We start from the raw sequence: 17,604 nt of genomic DNA, 5'->3' as shown, positions 1-17,604 counted from the left end.
AGGAAGGGATCCCCCCATATTGCATGGGGGGAGGTCTAACAGCACTACGAATAGATCAAGAGATCAGAAAAAGCCCAGAGCGTTCGGGCTGTAGCTGACCAGCAGGCACTTGGTTTGCTGGTAGTTATTGAGGGCCATCTTGTGAGTTTCGCGGCCGATGCCCGATTGCTTGTAGCCACCGAAAGCGGCATGAGCGGGGTATAGGTGATAGCAGTTGGTCCAGACTCGACCTGCCTCAACACCACGGCCTACGCGGTAGGCACGCGAGCCGTCGCGGCTCCAGACGCCAGCACCCAGGCCGAACTCGGTATCGTTGGCAATGGCGATGGCTTCTTCTTCGTCCTTGAAGGTGGTCACTGCGGCCACGGGTCCGAAGATTTCTTCCTGGAAGGTACGCATGCTGTTTTTACCCAGCATCATCGTGGGGCTGATGTAATAGCCATTGTCCAGGCCCTGGCCCAGACGATTACGCTCACCACCGGTCAGGGCTTGTGCGCCCTCCTCACGACCGATATTGATGTAACCCAAAATACGCTCCATCTGCTTCTCGGAAACCTGTGCACCCACCATCGTCCCGGCATTGAGTGGATTGCCAGTCTGAATACGTTTGACTCGCTCAACGGCGCGTTCAATAAAGCGTTCGTAGATGGACTCCTGAATCAGAATGCGCGATGGGCATGTGCAGATCTCGCCTTGATTCAGGGCGAACATGCTCAAGCCTTCCAGGGCTTTGTCCAGGAAAGCATCATCAGCCTGCATCACGTCTTCAAAGAAGATGTTGGGGCTCTTGCCGCCCAGCTCCACAGTCGCGGGGATCAGGCGATCAGCGGCGGCGTGCAGGATCTCTCGGCCTACAGGTGTGGAGCCGGTGAAGGCGATTTTGGCGATACGCTTGGAGTTGGCCAAGGCATGGCCGGCTTCTTTCCCGTAACCGGTGACAACGTTCAGCACACCAGCCGGTAGCAGGTCACCAATGATTTCCATCAGCAGCAGGATGGAAGCGGGGGTTTGCTCGGCGGGTTTCAGGACGATGGGGCAACCGGCAGCCAGGGCCGGTGCCAGTTTCCAGGCAGCCATCAACAGCGGAAAGTTCCAGGGGATGATCTGACCGACGACGCCGATAGGCTCGTGAAAGTGGTAAGCAACCGTGGTGCCATCGATATCCGAGAGACTGCCTTCCTGAGCACGCAGGCAACCGGCAAAGTAACGGAAATGGTCGACCGCCAAAGGCAAGTCAGCCGCGCGGGTTTCACGGATAGGTTTACCGTTGTCGATGGTTTCTGCCACCGCCAGACGTTCCAGGTTTTGTTCAATACGGTCGGCAATGCGCAGCAAAACAGCGGAGCGCTCGGCAGGTGCAGTATTGGCCCACTGGTGTCGTACCTTGTGCGCGGCATCCAGCGCCAGGTCGATATCGGCGGCACCCGAGCGGGCGACCTGGCAAAACACCTGCCCGGTGACGGGGGAGACGTTATCGAAATACTCACCCTCGACCGGCGGCACCCAACGTCCACCAATGTAGTTGTCGTAACGGGACTTGAAGGGAAATTCCAGATCCAGGCCCATGGATTTGAGATCGGACAGATTCATGATGTCTCCTTATTGATTTAGTTCGGTGTCACCAGACGTACACCGCAGGGAAAGGTTAGGGGTGCCTTTATCCTGATTTAACTAAAGCAAATAACGTGCCAAACTAGCTAGCGATTGTCCCGACTCGATCCTAAGCCCGCCCGCCTCCATAATGGAACAACCTCCAGTCGCAGGCTGCGACAGCGACTGTCGCAAAAAGTGAGCACTGTCGCAGGATGCGACACCCCTCCCGGAGCACATTCATGACTTCTCTACACGCGTTTTGCCCGCAAACCAACGAAACCATGTGGCGTCAATCCTGGGAGCGCTGCCAAACGATGGAGTCGGACTTAAGTGCAGAGCCCAGAGACATGAGCCAAGGTGCGCTGCGACAGTTGCTGGAACAGCAGCATCACTTATTGCATCACTCTTCGGCAGCCGTACAGGATCTGGCCGCGCTGGTGCATCCGCATCGCAGTCTGGTTTTATTGTGCGACGCCCAAGGCACGGTGTTACAACAAGCGGGCGATCCGCATTTTCTGCAACGGGCCGAGCAGGTTGCCTTGCGTGCGGGTGTAAGCTGGGCCGAGAACCATCGCGGCACCAATGCCATAGGCACCGCCCTGTTCTGCGCACAGCCCATCAAGATTCACGGCAGTCAGCACTATTTGCCTGACAACCGGATTCTAAGCTGCCACGCCGCCCCCATTTATGACCCTTATGGTCAGATTATTGGGGTGCTGGATATTTCCGGGCCTTCAGAGCTGGAGCATCACTACGCCCTGGATTTGGCGCAGTTGTACGCCCGCCAGATCAGCCGCCAAATGCTGGAGTCGCTGTGCACGCCATCCCGCCGCCTGCTGCATCTACATACCGACCCAGGCCTGCTCAATAGCGCTTTCAGTGGTCGACTGGTTCTGGAAGACGACATGATTGTGGCCGCCGATGAGCTGGCCGCCCGCATGTTGCGCCAGGACTGGCAGGAGCTGCCCGGCCAGGATTTACGTTCGGTACTGGAGCAGGCGAAAAGCACAAGTCAGCCTGTCACGCTACACCTGAGCACGGCAACTAAAGCCCCGGCCCCCGCCCGCGCGGTACACGTTCAAACGGAGACAGCGGACACAACTCAGTTGTCTCCACAGCAGGAAAAGGCGCTGGAACCAGCGTTGCGGGCCATGCAAATGGGCTTGTCCATCTTGCTAAGTGGCCCCAGTGGCTCTGGCAAGGAGCGTATGGCACGTGAACTGCATCGCCGCCGCCAGTCGCAGTCCGGCCCTTTTGTGGCAATTAACTGCGCCGCCCTGCCCGAAACCCTGATTGAAGCCGAGCTGTTTGGCTATGAAGCCGGTGCATTTACCGGTGCGCGTCGTCAGGGTTATGCCGGCAAATTGCGTCAAGCACACGGCGGTGTGCTGTTTCTGGATGAAATTGGTGATATGCCGGTCGCTTTGCAAAGCCGTCTGCTGCGGGTTCTGCAAGAACGCGAAGTTCAGGCACTGGGTTCGGAGCGCACACACCGTCTAGACTTCCAGTTGATCAGTGCCAGCCATCAGCCGCTGGAAAAACTGGTACGTGATGGCCGCTTCCGTGCTGACTTGTACTTCCGGCTGCAAGACTATGTCTGCACAGTCCCCAGTCTTAGAGAGCGCAACGATCTGGGCGATTATATTTCCAGAGAGCTGGCCGTTCTGGCACAAGGCCAGATGGCACCCCAGCTCCATCCCGACGCCTTGCAAACACTGCAGAACTACGACTGGCCGGGTAATTATCGCCAGCTGCGATCGGTACTGCTGCAAATCATTGTGCAAGATTCTCCTGGGCGTCTGTGGTTGGCTCAGGATCTGCCTGCCCTGCCATGTTTACATGTCGAGCATCCGCTGCTGGCTCAAGAGCCAGCCGCCCCAGCAGCCCGAAATATCACGAAAACAAGCCCCCCTGCCGCCCCCAAGCCACAAACCCTGAAGGAACAGGAATACGCCGCTGTGCAGCAGGCTTTGGAACAACATCAGGGAAATATTTCACAAGCGGCGCGCGCCTTGGGGCTGCATCGCAGCACCTTGCATCGCAGACTGAAAGAAATGTCGCCGCTTATTACTGCAGGCGGTCATCATCCAGAAAGTCAGGAATCGGCATGGCAATAATGCCGTCGTCGGCCAGTTCCTGATACTCCTGCGCCGTGGCCTGACCACGGATGGCACGCGGTTCAATATCGCCTTCGTGCATACGGCGCGCTTCCTGGGCAAACTGGGTGCCCACATTATCCGACTTGCGTATCACCGAGCGTAGCTCCTGCAAGAGCTGGCCTTGAATCACCCGCATTTGCTCTTCGGTGGGCATGGTTGAGGGCAAAGGCGGCGGAACGGGAGCAGTGTCAGAAGCGGTGCTGCTTTCTTGCGCACCCACATTGATACGTGGAGCCGACAGTTTGCGTTTGACCTCATGGCTGTTGCAGACGGGGCAACACAACAGCCCACGACTGATCTGCTCATCGTAACTTTCGCGTGAGCTAAACCAACCCTCGAACACATGGCCGTGTTCACACTCAAGATCAAAAACCTTCAAGCTCATAATGTGTATATCAATGGGCGAATAAACCGCCATATTGTGACATGGAAGTGGCGAACCAATTATGGCAAGTACGGCATGCGCGGCTTAACGGGGCACAGCGGCCAGCAGACGCTGCGTCAACTCTTCCTGTGGATGGAACAGAACCTGCTGCGCACTGCCCTGCTCTACGATACACCCCTTGGCCATAATAGCAATTCGATCGGCTAGATACTCCACAACCCCGAAATTATGGGTAATGAACAAATAAGCTAACCCCAGCTCCATTTGCAATTCACGCATCAAATCCAGAATCTGCGCCTGCACGGACACGTCCAGGGCCGAGGTCGGTTCATCGCAAATCAGAACAGCAGGTTCAACCGCCAAGGCGCGCGCAATCGCAATGCGCTGGCGTTGTCCACCTGAGAACTCATGCGCGTAACGATCCAGGGCGTTCTTGGGTAGACCGACTTGCTCCACCAACGTTTCAATTCGTTTGCGACGCGCCTTGGCATCCAGCTCGGGGCGCAAGGCAGTCAGGCCTTCCAAGAGAATATCGCCCACCATCATGCGCGGGTCCAACGATCCATATGGGTCCTGAAAAATAATCTGCAGACGTGAGCGCAATTGCCGCAAGGCCTTGCCTTTTACTTGCAGAATATTCTGCCCCTGCATGTGCACCTGACCACTGATCTGCGCCTGGTGATCCAGCAAACGCATCAAGGTACGTGCAACCGTGCTTTTACCGCAACCCGATTCACCAACCAAAGCCAGGGTTTCGCCCTTGTGCAGTTGCAGACTCAAGTCTTTGACCACGGGGATTACGGGCAAGCGTCGCCACCAGGAACCGGCCTGTTTGTAGGACACAGACAGGTTCTGAATATCCAGAACCAGCTCTTTGCCGCTACTGCGCGGCGCTAAGGCTTCAATAGGCGCAATGGCGCGGGACAAGGGCCGTCCACGTTTTTCAAAAGTGGGAATGGCATCGAGCAATTCACGAGCATACGGATGGCTGGGGCGCAGAAAGAACTGGCTGGCCAACCCGGCTTCCACAATTTGCCCGTGCCGCATCAAGGCCACATAGTCGGCGTATTGCTTCACCAGCAGCAAGTCGTGCGTAATCAGTAAAATAGCCAGGCCCATCTCTTTCTGTATATCGGCCAGCAACTGTAAAATCTGTGCCTGAACCGTCACATCCAGCGCAGTAGTTGGCTCATCGGCCACCAGCAAATCAGGCTCTGCCGCCAAGGCAATCGCAATCATGATGCGTTGCTTCTGGCCGCCGGAAAACTGGAACGGAAAATCATCGTAGCGCTGGGCAGCACCGGGGATGCCGACACGCTCCAGCCATTGGATAGCCCTTGCCCTTTCCTGCCCCGCAGGAGCTACAGCATGACGACGAATCACCTCGCTGATCTGCCGGCCAATGGACATGACCGGATTCAGGCTGGTGGACGGCTCCTGAAAAATCACACTGATGCGTTTGCCGCGCACATCCTGCATGTGTTGCTCAGGCAAAGGCGGCAACTCCAGTCCATCCAAGGCAATGTGACCGGACTGCATCCAGGCAGCTTCCGGCAAGAGACGCAGGATCGCCATCGCTGTCATGCTTTTGCCGCAGCCGGACTCCCCCACCAAGGCAAAGGTTTCACCACGCTGCACAGCCAAAGACAGATTGCGTACCACGCTTTGCACACCGGCATCAGACTGCACGCGCAGTTCCAAGCCCTCGATATTGAGCACGGCAGGCGTTGTAGAGGGCTTCACGGCGCAGTCGTTCTCAAGCTCACTCATACTTTGGCTCCTCCTGGGCGACGGACTCGCAACGTCTTGAATCGGCGGGTACGAGGATCAAAAGCCGTTTGCACCGCATCGGCAAAAATGTTCGCGGACAGAACCAGCCCCAGCATCATCACAAAAGCCCCGGCCAAACCCCACCAGATAATCGGGTCGCGGGACAGTTCGCTGCGGGCGGCATCAATCATGCGTCCAAAGGAAGGCATGCTGGGGTCCACGCCTATGCCCAGATAGGACAGCACCGCCTCGTACAGCACCAGACCGGAGAACTCCAGAATCAGAGTGATCAGCACAATGTGCATCACATTGGGCAGGAGGTGACGAAACATGATGCGCAAATGGCCTACGCCAAAAGCCTGAGCGGCCTGCACATAGTCCAGCTCGCGCAGTTTCAACACCTCGGCACGCAGCAGGCGGCACAGGCCCGCCCAGCCGGTCAGGCCCAGAATCAGACACAACATGAACAAACGCAGGTCGGCACGGGCAGCCACGGTGTCGAAGCTATCGGGATGGGTGTCGATATAAACTTGCATCATCAACACGCAGGCGGCAATCAACAAGACGCCGGGAATGGAGGTCAGCGTGGTGTAAATGTATTGAATGACATCATCGACCCAGCCCCGGAAGTATCCGGCGGCCAAGCCCAGGATAATGGCAGGCGGCAGCATGGCAAAGGTGGTCAAGGTGCCAATCACCAACGCGGTACGCACGCTTTTCAAGGCTTGCCAGATGATGTCGTTACCTGTGCGGTCCGTACCCAGCACGTAGTAATTCGTGCTCAGGCTCAGAACCAGACACAGCAGTATCACCAGTGCGCAAGCGCTGAACCAGACAAGCCGCCAATTCACCAAACCCTGCCCCTGCCACCAATAACGCCATGCCGCCCCCCAGCCTGCTTCCATCGATTGCTTGCGCCCCCAAAGCGTCAACAAGAAAGCCAGCACCACACTGGCCAGCAGCCCCCAAGACAGGCCTTTCAGACTGAGTCGGAGAAGGTCCTGTCGGTGCTCCTGAGGCGTGTCCATCCCAACCCCGGCATTGACCAGGCGCGGGAAGTCGCGCACGGGCTTGCCGTCAATCAACATGCTTTCCTTGGTCAACTGAAAGCGGGCCAAGGGAGCCGAATACGTCTTTTCAACTTTTGTCAGACCCGCCGCTTTCAAAACATCATCCAGTGCCGAACGAGCTACAGGCGCATAACTGGGTGTGCTGGCCTCCTGCCCCGGGGCCGCTGGCAAAAGCGGCCGATAGTGAATGGAGTCCAGCAGACCAAGCAGCAGAAAAAAGACCAGAAAAACAGCGGCACACATGGCCGATGGCGTACGTGCCACACTGGCCCAGGCCGAGCGCAAGGCGGGACGCTTGACGACACGCCAGGTATAGACCGCCATGGCCAGAAACAGTGCCAGCACAAAGGTATCGGTCCAGAGAAAGACGAACTGTGGCATGGCGGGCTCAGTTGAAACGAATGCGGGGATCGACCAGGGTGTAGGAGATATCAGCCAGAATCAAACCGGCGATATAAAGCATCGATCCTAAAAACACCATGGCACGCACAATGGAAAAGTCCTGGGCATTGATGGCATCAATGGTGAAACTACCCAGACCCGGAATACCAAAAAAAGACTCGGAAATCAGACTACCCATGAACAACAAAGGCAAGGCCGATACGGTGCCCGTCAGAATGGGCAATAGCGCATTGGGCAACACGTGACGGAACAAAACTGTAGATTCGGTCAAGCCCTTGGAGCGCGCCGTACGAACATAGTCACGGCTGGCCTCCTCCAGGAACAGGCTGCGATAAAAACGCGATTCCGCCCCGATGCGTGACAAAATTCCCACCAGTACCGGCAAAACCAAAAAGCGCCAGTTATCCATCCCTTGCACCCAGCCCGAGAACGGCACCCAACGGAGCACCCGCGCAAACAGCCACTGCCCGGCAATGATGTAGAACAGCCCTGAAATGGACATCAGTACTACGCACAGCACGACGGCTGAAAAGTCCAGTCGGGTTCCCCGGAAAAACACCATCAGCAAGGCAAAGCTGATGCACACCCATAAACCCAAAAAGAAGGTGGGCAGGGCCAAGGCCAGACTGGGGCCCATGCGCTGTTTGATCTGATAGGCAATATCCTGCCCTTGATCAGACAAGCCAAAGTCCAGGCGCAGCAAGGGAACCGAGCGTTCGTAGAAGATCGTATCGGTCAACGCTTTGCTGCCCTCGGCTTGAGCGTTATAAAACAGCGGCTTGTTATATCCGCGCTCTGCCTTCCAGTTTTCAATCGCCGTCTGGCTGACGCGCTGCCCGCCAATGGACAAACGGGCCATATCATCGGGCGTATTCACGGCAAAAAACAGCACAAAGGTCAGCAGATTGACCCCGATCAGAATCAGCACGCCATACAGAATGCGCCGCAGCATATAGGAAAACATCAGTCTTTCTCCTTGCGCAAAGCCACACGGCGACGACGCGCCTGAGCCTGCGAGCGCACCACCCACGCCAGAATCAAAGCCAGCAAGCCCAATGGAATAGCAGGCCACCAGACGGGGCGATTCCAAAGGTCAATGCGCTCGACGCGCTGTTCAGGGTCGATACGGTAATACTGGATGCTGTCGCGCACCATCATGGACGGCTTGGCATTGCGTACCCAGCTTTGGTATGCACCGCCCGCATTGGGGACATAGCCAAACATCCAGGGAGCATCGTGCTGAACCAAATGAATCATCTGCTGCACCACCGCCTGCTTGTCCGGGCCGTCATTCAAAAAACGCATTTGCTCGTACAGACGATCAAACTCTGCACTTTGATAATTGGCAGCGTTTTCACCCCCAAAATCTTTCTTGGCTTGAGGGCCGTACAGCAAGGTGAAGAAGTTTTCTGCATCCGGGTAGTCCGCTACCCAACCCCACAGGAATATCTGCGCCGCGCCACGCTTCATCTTGTCCTGAAAACGGTTGTAGTCGGTGGCACGTACTTCCAATTGCAGGCCCACTTGGGCTAATTGACGGCGCATCCAGTCCACCGTGGCATCCGAACCCATCCCCATCATGGAGTCGTAATACAGGATCAAGGGTTTACCGGTTCGACTGTCCCGTCCATCGGGATAACCGGCCTGCCGCAACAAATCACGGGCTTCGTCCAGGCTGCGGCGTTTCACCACACCATTGTCCCTGGTGTAGACATAAGGGTTGGCGCCCTGGGGCAAGGGCTGATAACCCGGCACGCCCGGCGGCAAGGGGCCATGCGCGGCTTGCCCTTGGTCATTCATGAAAATGGAGACGTACTGCTCCCAGTCGAACACAATGCTGATAGCCAAACGCAGCTTGCGGTTTTTCTCGAACTGCTCGGGTGTGTCGCCCTGGCCGACCACTGGGTCGTGCCAGTTAAAGCCCATATAAAACAATTGCGCTTCGGGAGCCGTACGCAATTGCAAACCGCGCTCCTGATACAGATTGGCTTTGTCGACCGAATCCTGTGCCGCTACGGTCATGGCCACGCCATACTCGCCCCGCTCCACCTGCGGAATGTCGTAATAACCTTGCAGGAACTTGCCCATCAAAGGTACGCCCTCTTTTTCCAAAGAGAACACCACTTTGTCCAGGAAAGGCATGGGTTTACCACAATCTTCCAGCAAACCGGCTGCTTGATCACCCGGCTCGCCCACGCACGGGTAGGGCTCACCCCGGTAATTGGGGTTGCGGCTCAACACATGGCGGCGGTTGGTCAGGGACTCCGTCAGCATGAATGGGCCCGTACCCACCGGCCAACTATCCAGCGTCAGGTTGTGCTGTGCCATGCGTGGCTGGCTATAGAAACGCTCGGCCTCCCAAGCCATAGGAGCAGTGAAAGTCATGGCTAGCCAGTACTTGAACTGCGGATACTTGCCATTGACCTCAATACGCAGCGTGTGCTTGTCCAGGGCACGCACACCCGGCAAGGTAAAGGGGCGCAAATCCAGCCATTGAGGACGCGGCTCCTGCTTGTCAATACGGGCCAGTTCTTCACTGAACTCCTTGAAGCCCCGGATATGCTCGGCCATCACCCCCAAGGCAGGCGAGGCCAAACGCGGACTGGCCAGACGCTTGAAGGCATAAACGTAATCGTGAGCCGTCAGCTCTCGCGAGCCGGTATGGGCAAAGTCGGCAATGCTAAAGGCGTCACTCAAATCCGGCGCCCGCATGGGGTAGTAACGGAACTCACCCTGCTCATCCAAGGCAAAGGCCGGATGTGGCTGAAAGCGAATGCCTTGCTTGATCGGAATGTCGTAACGGCTGATGGCCACCTGCTCACCCGGCGCATCGGCTGGCAGACGATGACCTTGCGCGTCCAGATACACCGGGTCTACCAGCTCGGCCGCCGTCTTGGGGATCAGGCGATACGGCCGATCCAGATAGTGGTAGCCGTACAGCGGCTCGTAAATCGAATAGGTAAATGGGGTCTCGTCACCGGAATAGGACAAAGCCGGATCCAGGTGATTGGGAGAACGAGTCGTGAATGCGCTGTACAGCGTGTTTTCCGCTGCGCTTTCTTCGTGATAAGGGCTGTTCACGGGCTTGGAGCAGGCTGCCAATCCGACACACAACAGGGCCAGCCCGACCCACCGCCAAGGGCTTAACATTGCCCTTGCCGCCAGCAGTCATAGCGCCATTTCCATGGCGGCACAGGATTGGGTTCGGACCAGATGCCAACGCGGTCCTCTTGGGCTTCGCGCTCCAGCCCGTCAATGCGCGGGTCACGCAGGAAGCGGCCACGCTTTTCCCGGTTCGCCATTGCCATACCGGCACGCACCAGTTTCTGATTAGCGGTTTCACCATCGGCCAAGGGCACATCGCATACCGCACGACCATGGCGATCGCTCTCATAGCAAGACAGGGTCAATTGCTTGCCGGACACTAAATCCGACAAGAAGCGTCGCGAGGCCACCGCAAAGGGCTGGCCAGGGCGACGGCTGTCTTTCGTGGTTTCAGGGGCATCAATACTGGCCAGGCGCACACGCACCTGCTTGTTATTACTGGGCAGAATTGTCAGCGTATCGCCATCCGCCACCCGCACCACGCGCCCAGTCAACTCGAAGTTTTGAGCCTGAACAGGCAAGGCCCAGACAGCCATCACAGCCGCCATGCCAGCACAAACGGCTGTGCGCCGAGTCAAAGAAGAAAAGCCGGACAGGGAAAACACAGTCATGATGCGGACAACACTCCAGGCGAGTAGCAGAAACTAGGCTAACAAATTATAGATACTGCGCACCGCCTGTCCAGAGCAATGTCCCTAGTAGGCAGGCCCGCGTCAAGACGCTTGCAGGCGGGGCCAGCTGCGGTGCAAATACCAGCAAGCCTGCTCCACGCCCTCCACCCCGAATACGGCAGCGGGCCCTTGTTGTAAACGATGAGTCGTGAACAAGTCTGCGACGGCATCGGGTGCTACTTGGCGCATCAAGCAGGATTGATACAGGGTAAGCAGTTTTTGCGTCCAGACACGGCCGCCAGCCTGGGAGACTGCGCTCAACACCTCCTGCGCCGCCTGCCCCAGTTCCGCATCATCCCCCGTGCGGGCACGCAAGTCCGCCTGCAAGGCCTCCCATACGCCTTCCTGACTCAAGGCGCGCTGCACATCCAGGCACATCACATTGCCTGAGCCTTCCCAAATGGAATTGACGGGAGCCTCGCGCAACAAGCGCGGCATGGGGCCATCCTCGATATAACCGTTGCCGCCCCAGGTTTCCATGGCTTCGGCACACAGGGCGATGGCCCGACGGCATACCCAGAACTTGGCGGCTGGAGCCAGGACACGCAACACGGACTGCGCGACAGGATCGTTGGCCCGCTCTTGCAGGTCCACCAGAAACAGGGCCAGATGGGTGGCGGCTTCGCTTTCCAGACTCATATCCAGCAGTACCGCCTGCATCATGGGCTGATCGATCAATGGTTTACCAAAGCAGCGTCGATGCTGGCAGTAGTGCAAAGATTGCACCAACGCCTGGCGCATCAGGGCCGCACTGCCCAGCACGCAATCAATACGGGTACGAGCTGCCATTGCGGCCAACAAAGCAATACCACGACCGGCCTGGCCCACACGCCAGGCCAGAGCGCCATCAAAATCAATCTCGGCACTGGCATTGGAACGATTACCCAACTTATCTTTCAGCCTGCGTATATAGCGGCGATTCAAACCGTCTTCGGTATAGCGCGGCATCAGGAAGCAGGAGAACTGCTCGTGCTCACGGGCCAGCACCAGATGTCCGTCCGCTTGTGGCACAGATAAAAACCATTTATGGCCATAAACACGAAAAGCCTGCCCATCGGGGTGCGCTTCGGTGGTGCAACCACGCAGATCAGAGCCGCCCTGCCTTTCTGTCATGCCCATGCCCAGCAGCACACTGCTCTTTTCTACCATCTGTTGGCTGGACGAATCGTACTGATTGATATCCAGCTTGGCCGCCCACTCCTGAAACGGGTCAGACTGCAATAAAGGCGCAGCGGCGCGCGTCATGGTCAAGGGACACAAAGTGCCCGCCTCGATCTGACCATGCAGGTAAAAACCCATGGCCCGTAGCAGGTGCTGGCCGGGCTGGGGCTGATGAGGCCAGATATGCAAGCCCTGCTCCATGCCCAGGCTCAGCAAATGATGCCAGGCGGGATGAAAATCCACTTGATCAATTCGCTGCCCTTGAGCAGACCAACCTCGCCATTGCGGCGGCTGCCGATTGGCCAAGGCTCCTTGCTCACGCCAATAGGCAGAGCCCAGTTTCTGACCATAGTCGGCCAGACTTTGCCGGGCCTCTTGGCAGGCCAATTGAGATTGCCAATGTTGTAGGGCCGGATCCTCGCCAAACAGATCATCATCCATCAAATCCGGCACCTGATTCTGTAACTGCTGTTCCAGAGCCATCTCGCCTCCTTGATTTCGGCCTTGTCGCTCTTTGCTTCAGGCTAGAGCCATTTGGCCTTTTTGAATTTACAGTACAAAAATCCGCACACGCTGCCCATCAAGCCCAAGGCCATGGGGTAACCCAGCGTCCACTCCAGTTCCGGCATGTACTTGAAGTTCATGCCATAAATCCCCGCCACGGCAGTTGGCACGGCCAGGATAGCGGCCCAAGCGGCCAGCTTGCGGGTGGTATCGGTTTGCTGCATCTGCCCGATCATCAACCCGCCTTCAAAGGCAAAAGCCAGGGCTTGTCGCTGACTATTAATAAACTCGGCCGTGCGCGCAATACGGTCTGAAACCTCAGCAAAATAGGCCCTGCTTTCCGCATCGACATATTCAAGTTCGATACGCGACAAGCGACGCGTCAACTCGGCCAGCGGCGACACTGCCGTATGGACACGCAGCAAGTCGCGCCGTAAGCGATAAATACGCCGTACATCGTTTTCCTTGAAACCTCGAATCAGGAATTGCTGCTCAATGGCTTCTACGGCTTTTTCGGTTTGCTCCAACGAAGTCTGATACTGGTCCACAATCAAGTCCAGCAGCTCCGAGGCCACAAAGTCGCTGCCCCGCGCCAGCAAAGCGGGCGTACTTTCTAGGCGGGCGCGCAAGGGCAGGTAATTGCTGTTGGAACCACGGCGCACCGTCAGCAACAAACCGTGGGCAATCAAAATCTGTGTTGTACCCAACAGCGGGCGCAAATCCTTCAGGCCCAGCGTCACCGCAACCACAATCAGGCAATTACTGAACTCCAGCAGCTTGGGACGGCGATGAGGAGCAATCAATTCTTCAACAGCATTGTCTGGCAGACCCAGTTGCGCCCCCACCTCGCGCAAGGTGGCCTCACTGGGGTCTTTCAAGCCAATCCAGATAAAACCATCCTGCAAGGGGTCATGCGCAGCAAGGTGATGAATATCCAAAACCTGAGCTGGCTGGCCAGACTGATAGCGATACGCGGCCACCACAACATCTTGTGCCCCTGGTGGGACCGGAGCTATTTCTTGCATGCTGTCTCCTTACAGACAAAGCGCGTTTTTTTGTTCGATAATAGCACTGGCCTGCCTGCGCGCTGCGACGGCAGCGACTTGCAAGGAAAGACATGAAATCACGATCCATCCTGTGCCTGGGCGCACTGATTCTGGCTCTGGGCGTCGGCCTGGGCGCGTTTGGTGCTCACGCCTTGCGTGCCATGGTTGACGCATCGGCCCTGGCGACCTGGCATACCGCCGTGCTGTATCAATTGCTACATGGCCTGGGCCTGCTGCTGATTGCCGCGTTAGGCTCGCAGCTAAATACAGTCTGGCAATCCCGCAGCGCCATTCTGATGCTGGCTGGCGTGCTGATTTTTAGCGGCAGCTTGTACATTCTGGTGCTCAGCGGCGTGAAATGGCTGGGGGCCATTACCCCTATTGGCGGGGTGGCCATGATCCTGGCCTGGCTCTTTCTGGCAATAGCCGCCTGGCGTGGCAAGGACACCTGACCCCAGAGCCTACGCCTTCGTATAATGGGGCGCATCGTGTGCTTAACAGGAGCGCCCCGTGTCTGATTCCGCTTTTTCTTTACGCGAATTTACCCGCCAACTGCCCAAGGCTGAACTGCACCTTCATATTGAAGGCACGCTGGAACCGGACTTGATTTTCAAGCTGGCCCAGCGCAATCACATTACGCTGCCCTATCCCGATCAGGCCAGCCTGCAAGCCGCCTATCAGTTCACCGATCTACAGTCCTTTCTGGACCTGTATTACGCAGGGGCCGGCGTCCTGATCACCGAGCAGGATTTCTTTGACATGACTTGGGCCTACTTTCTACGCGCCCAGGCCGATGGCATTGTCCATACGGAAATCATGTTTGACCCGCAAACACACACCGCACGCGGGATTGCCATGGAAACCGTGTTTGCCGGAATTGCCCGCGCCGCCCGCCAGGCCAAGTCCGAGCTGGGTATCAGTAGCTATCTGATCTTGAGTTTCCTGCGTCACCTGAGCCAAGCCGATGCTTTTGCCACGTTGGACGCCGCCCTGCCCTTACGTAATCAGTATTCCGACCTATGGATTGCGATTGGCCTGGACTCCTCGGAAAAAGGCAACCCGCCCGCCAAATTCGAGAAGGTCTATGCCCGTTGCCGAGAGCTGGGTTTCCGGCTGGTCGCCCATGCCGGTGAAGAAGGCCCAGCCAGCTATGTCCGCGATGCCCTGCAACTGCTGAACGTGGAACGCATCGATCATGGCGTCCGCAGCCAGGACGACCCGGCCCTGATGCAATACTTGGCCGACCACGCCATTTCCTTGACAGTCTGTCCCCTGTCCAACATCAAGCTCAAGGTTTTTGACAGCCTGCACCAGCACAATCTGAAGCATTTGCTGGATCGCGGCCTGAATGTCTGCGTGAACTCGGACGACCCGGCCTATTTTGGCGGCTATCTGCTGGACAACTATATGCAAACGGCCCAGGCCCTGCATCTGGAGGAAGCGGATTTACGCACTCTGGCAGCCAACAGCTTGCGCTCCTCCTTTTTACCCAAAGAGCAAAAACAGGCCTGGTTGAACAAGCTGGAGCAGATTCCCGGAAATGACTGAGCCCGCGCTGTACCTGCCACGAGCGTTCTTTGCCCGCGATCCACGTTACGTCGCCCTGGAATTGCTGGGAAAAACCCTGGTTTTGAATGACGAACGCGGCAGGCGCTGTGCCACCATTGTGGAAACCGAGGCTTATTTGGGCCCTCAAGATCAGGCTGCCCACAGCCGGCGCGGCATTACCGAGCGCACACGGCTGATGTTTGGCCCGGCTGGCTATGCGTACGTGTATTTGATTTATGGCCTGCACCACTGCATGAATATCGTCAGTGGCATGCCGGGCGACGGCACAGCCGTCTTGCTGCGGGCAGCGCAATGGACCTGGCCCCAGGATGGCCCTTCCCTGTCTGGCCCGGGGCGTCTGTGCAAAGGACTGGGTATCGACAAGGCCTATAACGGTGCCGATGCGTGCGCCCCTACCTTGCATCTACTGGACGCTCCTGCTCTGCCGCCAGAGCAAATCCTGATCGGCCCACGTATTGGCGTGGACTATGCAGGAACCTGGGCCAAGGCCCCCCTGCGCTACTCGATTGCCCGGCATCCGCAGGTATCGGTCAAACCGGGCAAAACCACCACAAAACGCAGTGTCAAAGGCCTTAAACGCCCCGCGTAGAACAGGTATTATTAATCCTTCACGCTGAATGCGTATCAGCTGCTTTTAAGGATTTCCCATGCGACTTTCCGTACTACTTAGCGTCCTTCCCGCCGTTTTGCTGGCAGCTTGCACGGCCACGGGTAATAGCGCACAAACAAGCTCGACCTCTTCGTTCAGCGACGCCCCTGTTGGCCTGTGCAATGCGGACGCCTTGAGCCCTGCTGGCCAGACCGCCAGCCAAAGCCAGGTCGAGCGCCTTGTTAAACAAGCCGGTGCTGCGAAAGCTCGCGTACTGGCCCCAGACCGCATGTACACCACCGACTACGACCCAAGCCGCCTGAACATCCGCGTAGACGAACAAAACAACATTATTTCTGTTTACTGCGGCTGATCCCCAATGACTCACGACCAAAGCCAACATTTGCTGGACACGCTGTTCGCCCCCTGGGTGCAAGCCCTGAAGCTGCGCGTAGAAAACCTGAGCGAAGACGGCGTTGTATTGCGCCTGCCTTTCTCGGATCAACTGACACACGTGGCCGGCGTGGTTTGCGGTCAGGTCTATATGGCTGCGGCCGATACCGCCATGGTGCTGGCCGTCAGCCAAAGCCTGGGCGAGTTTCGCCCCATGACCACGGTTTCGCTGAACACCAGTTTTGTACGCCCGGTCAGCCAAGGGGATGTGCTGGTTCACGCCCAAGTACTGAAACGTGGCAAAAGCATGGTCTTTGGTGATATCAAGCTGCTGGACGATCAAGGCAAGCTGGTGGCTCACGCCACCACCACCTACGCCCTGTTACCAGGCTGACTTTGCCCGGAACTGCCGCTTGCTTAGCAAGACAGACTCTGACACAAAACAGTGCGCCCAACGGTTTGTCAGAGCAGGCTTTGCCCGACTATCATCGTCATAGCACATGTGTCCCAGCCTAGCCGTGGGGCCGTTACCCCGCCCGATTCCTTGTTGATCGCTTTACTGGAGAAGTTCAAATGGCAAAAGTCCTGGTTCTCTATTACTCCGCCTATGGCCACGTAGAAAAAATGGCTCAAGCGGTAGCCGAAGGTGCACAAAGCGCTGGCGCGACGGTGGACATCAAGCGTGTCCCCGAACTGGTCCCGGAAGCGGTGGCCCAAAAAGCGAATTTCAAGCTGGATCAAGACGCTCCGGTCGCCACCATTGCCGACCTGGAAAACTACGACGCCATTATTGTGGGCACCGGCACCCGTTTCGGACGCATCAGCTCGCAAATAGCCAGTTTTCTGGATCAGGCCGGTGGTCTGTGGGCGCGTGGCGCACTCAATGGCAAGGTAGGCGGTGCCTTTACCTCTACCGCCACCCAACACGGTGGGCAGGAGCTGACGCTGCTGTCCATTATTCATAACCTGATGCACTTTGGCATGATCGTGGTAGGCCTGCCCTACAGCTTTGCAGGCCAGACCCTGATCAATGAAGTCACTGGCGGCAGCCCTTACGGTGCCTCCACCATTGCCGGTGGCGATGGTTCGCGTCAGCCCAGCCAGAACGAACTGGACGGCGCGCGCTACCAAGGCCGCCATATCGCTGAAATTGCAATCAAGCTGAAAGGCTAAAACGGAGTACACAG

16 protein-coding genes are annotated in these 17,604 nt (G+C 57.3%); 7 read left to right on the top strand and 9 right to left on the bottom strand.

The window, feature by feature from the left end; all coding sequences use genetic code 11:
* Nucleotides 1–63: 63 nt before the first annotated feature.
* Nucleotides 64–1,590: an acetaldehyde dehydrogenase ExaC gene (gene exaC / locus AB7E06_RS01630; RefSeq protein WP_427954843.1), complete on the bottom strand. Its 1,527-nt coding sequence runs from the start codon at nucleotides 1,588–1,590 to the stop codon at nucleotides 64–66.
* A gap of 242 nt (nucleotides 1,591–1,832) precedes the next feature.
* Here exaC and AB7E06_RS01625 point away from each other — a divergent pair, with 242 nt between their 5' ends.
* Nucleotides 1,833–3,710, top strand: a complete 1,878-nt coding sequence (locus tag AB7E06_RS01625; RefSeq protein ID WP_264672571.1) for a sigma-54-dependent Fis family transcriptional regulator — start codon at nucleotides 1,833–1,835, stop codon at nucleotides 3,708–3,710.
* Here the strand turns inward: AB7E06_RS01625 and AB7E06_RS01620 are convergent.
* The 8 genes from AB7E06_RS01620 to AB7E06_RS01585 form a co-directional block, all read right to left on the bottom strand.
* Nucleotides 3,661–4,137 (bottom strand): DUF1178 family protein, encoded by a 477-nt coding sequence (locus tag AB7E06_RS01620; protein WP_094195932.1) that lies wholly within the window; start codon nucleotides 4,135–4,137, stop codon nucleotides 3,661–3,663. The genes AB7E06_RS01625 and AB7E06_RS01620 overlap by 50 nt on opposite strands.
* 84 nt (nucleotides 4,138–4,221) lie before the next feature.
* Nucleotides 4,222–5,907 carry an ABC transporter ATP-binding protein gene (locus tag AB7E06_RS01615; protein ID WP_427954840.1) on the bottom strand — a complete coding sequence of 562 codons (1,686 nt, stop codon included), beginning with the start codon at nucleotides 5,905–5,907 and terminating at the stop codon, nucleotides 4,222–4,224.
* Nucleotides 5,904–7,358, bottom strand: a complete 1,455-nt coding sequence (locus AB7E06_RS01610; protein WP_094195930.1) for an ABC transporter permease — start codon at nucleotides 7,356–7,358, stop codon at nucleotides 5,904–5,906. Before AB7E06_RS01610 ends, AB7E06_RS01615 begins: the two co-directional genes overlap by 4 nt.
* A gap of 7 nt (nucleotides 7,359–7,365) precedes the next feature.
* Nucleotides 7,366–8,343 (bottom strand): ABC transporter permease, encoded by a 978-nt coding sequence (locus AB7E06_RS01605; RefSeq protein WP_094195929.1) that lies wholly within the window; start codon nucleotides 8,341–8,343, stop codon nucleotides 7,366–7,368.
* Nucleotides 8,343–10,529 (bottom strand): ABC transporter substrate-binding protein, encoded by a 2,187-nt coding sequence (locus AB7E06_RS01600; protein ID WP_427954837.1) that lies wholly within the window; start codon nucleotides 10,527–10,529, stop codon nucleotides 8,343–8,345. Before AB7E06_RS01600 ends, AB7E06_RS01605 begins: the two co-directional genes overlap by 1 nt.
* The gene (locus AB7E06_RS01595; protein WP_264672569.1) at nucleotides 10,523–11,095 is read right to left on the bottom strand and encodes a thermonuclease family protein; all 573 of its coding nucleotides are present in this window, start codon (nucleotides 11,093–11,095) and stop codon (nucleotides 10,523–10,525) included. Before AB7E06_RS01595 ends, AB7E06_RS01600 begins: the two co-directional genes overlap by 7 nt.
* A gap of 102 nt (nucleotides 11,096–11,197) precedes the next feature.
* Complete coding sequence (locus tag AB7E06_RS01590) at nucleotides 11,198–12,799, bottom strand: acyl-CoA dehydrogenase family protein (RefSeq protein ID WP_427954834.1); 1,602 nt, start codon at nucleotides 12,797–12,799, stop codon at nucleotides 11,198–11,200.
* A gap of 41 nt (nucleotides 12,800–12,840) precedes the next feature.
* A complete protein-coding gene (locus AB7E06_RS01585) occupies nucleotides 12,841–13,845 on the bottom strand; it encodes a magnesium and cobalt transport protein CorA (protein ID WP_427954832.1) in 1,005 nt (334 codons plus the stop codon).
* 92 nt (nucleotides 13,846–13,937) lie between these two features.
* Between AB7E06_RS01585 and AB7E06_RS01580 the strand changes: the two genes are divergently transcribed.
* The 6 genes from AB7E06_RS01580 to wrbA all read left to right on the top strand — a co-directional run bounded on the left by AB7E06_RS01580 (nucleotide 13,938) and on the right by wrbA (nucleotide 17,590).
* Nucleotides 13,938–14,318 (top strand): DUF423 domain-containing protein, encoded by a 381-nt coding sequence (locus AB7E06_RS01580; RefSeq protein WP_125276954.1) that lies wholly within the window; start codon nucleotides 13,938–13,940, stop codon nucleotides 14,316–14,318.
* Nucleotides 14,319–14,376: 58 nt separating this feature from the next.
* Nucleotides 14,377–15,414, top strand: a complete 1,038-nt coding sequence (locus AB7E06_RS01575) for an adenosine deaminase (protein ID WP_427954830.1) — start codon at nucleotides 14,377–14,379, stop codon at nucleotides 15,412–15,414.
* Complete coding sequence (locus tag AB7E06_RS01570; RefSeq protein ID WP_427954828.1) at nucleotides 15,407–16,024, top strand: DNA-3-methyladenine glycosylase; 618 nt, start codon at nucleotides 15,407–15,409, stop codon at nucleotides 16,022–16,024. The genes AB7E06_RS01575 and AB7E06_RS01570 overlap by 8 nt, the downstream gene beginning before the upstream one ends.
* A gap of 58 nt (nucleotides 16,025–16,082) precedes the next feature.
* The gene (locus tag AB7E06_RS01565) at nucleotides 16,083–16,397 is read left to right on the top strand and encodes an I78 family peptidase inhibitor (protein WP_094195922.1); all 315 of its coding nucleotides are present in this window, start codon (nucleotides 16,083–16,085) and stop codon (nucleotides 16,395–16,397) included.
* A gap of 6 nt (nucleotides 16,398–16,403) precedes the next feature.
* Nucleotides 16,404–16,811, top strand: coding sequence for a PaaI family thioesterase (locus AB7E06_RS01560; RefSeq protein WP_108727936.1), 408 nt, complete (start codon nucleotides 16,404–16,406; stop codon nucleotides 16,809–16,811).
* A gap of 179 nt (nucleotides 16,812–16,990) precedes the next feature.
* Nucleotides 16,991–17,590 (top strand): NAD(P)H:quinone oxidoreductase, encoded by a 600-nt coding sequence (gene wrbA, locus AB7E06_RS01555; protein ID WP_427954825.1) that lies wholly within the window; start codon nucleotides 16,991–16,993, stop codon nucleotides 17,588–17,590.
* Nucleotides 17,591–17,604 lie beyond the last annotated feature (14 nt).

The sequence above is a fragment of the Alcaligenes sp. genome (assembly GCF_050255915.1).
GTDB lineage: Bacteria > Pseudomonadota > Gammaproteobacteria > Burkholderiales > Burkholderiaceae_B > Alcaligenes > Alcaligenes aquatilis.
Note: the sequence above shows the minus strand (reverse complement) of the source record. Positions and strands in the feature narration are given on the sequence as shown.

What these genes read in the sequence shown, in the direction of transcription:
- exaC (WP_427954843.1), bottom strand. Translation starts at nt 1,590, where the DNA reads ATGAATCTGTCCGATCTCAAATCCATGGGCCTGGATCTGGAATTTCCC.
- AB7E06_RS01625 (WP_264672571.1), top strand. Translation starts at nt 1,833, where the DNA reads ATGACTTCTCTACACGCGTTTTGCCCGCAAACCAACGAAACCATGTGG.
- AB7E06_RS01620 (WP_094195932.1), bottom strand. Translation starts at nt 4,137, where the DNA reads ATGAGCTTGAAGGTTTTTGATCTTGAGTGTGAACACGGCCATGTGTTC.
- AB7E06_RS01615 (WP_427954840.1), bottom strand. Translation starts at nt 5,907, where the DNA reads ATGAGTGAGCTTGAGAACGACTGCGCCGTGAAGCCCTCTACAACGCCT.
- AB7E06_RS01610 (WP_094195930.1), bottom strand. Translation starts at nt 7,358, where the DNA reads ATGCCACAGTTCGTCTTTCTCTGGACCGATACCTTTGTGCTGGCACTG.
- AB7E06_RS01605 (WP_094195929.1), bottom strand. Translation starts at nt 8,343, where the DNA reads ATGTTTTCCTATATGCTGCGGCGCATTCTGTATGGCGTGCTGATTCTG.
- AB7E06_RS01600 (WP_427954837.1), bottom strand. Translation starts at nt 10,529, where the DNA reads ATGTTAAGCCCTTGGCGGTGGGTCGGGCTGGCCCTGTTGTGTGTCGGA.
- AB7E06_RS01595 (WP_264672569.1), bottom strand. Translation starts at nt 11,095, where the DNA reads ATGACTGTGTTTTCCCTGTCCGGCTTTTCTTCTTTGACTCGGCGCACA.
- AB7E06_RS01590 (WP_427954834.1), bottom strand. Translation starts at nt 12,799, where the DNA reads ATGGCTCTGGAACAGCAGTTACAGAATCAGGTGCCGGATTTGATGGAT.
- AB7E06_RS01585 (WP_427954832.1), bottom strand. Translation starts at nt 13,845, where the DNA reads ATGCAAGAAATAGCTCCGGTCCCACCAGGGGCACAAGATGTTGTGGTG.
- AB7E06_RS01580 (WP_125276954.1), top strand. Translation starts at nt 13,938, where the DNA reads ATGAAATCACGATCCATCCTGTGCCTGGGCGCACTGATTCTGGCTCTG.
- AB7E06_RS01570 (WP_427954828.1), top strand. Translation starts at nt 15,407, where the DNA reads ATGACTGAGCCCGCGCTGTACCTGCCACGAGCGTTCTTTGCCCGCGAT.
- AB7E06_RS01565 (WP_094195922.1), top strand. Translation starts at nt 16,083, where the DNA reads ATGCGACTTTCCGTACTACTTAGCGTCCTTCCCGCCGTTTTGCTGGCA.
- AB7E06_RS01560 (WP_108727936.1), top strand. Translation starts at nt 16,404, where the DNA reads ATGACTCACGACCAAAGCCAACATTTGCTGGACACGCTGTTCGCCCCC.
- wrbA (WP_427954825.1), top strand. Translation starts at nt 16,991, where the DNA reads ATGGCAAAAGTCCTGGTTCTCTATTACTCCGCCTATGGCCACGTAGAA.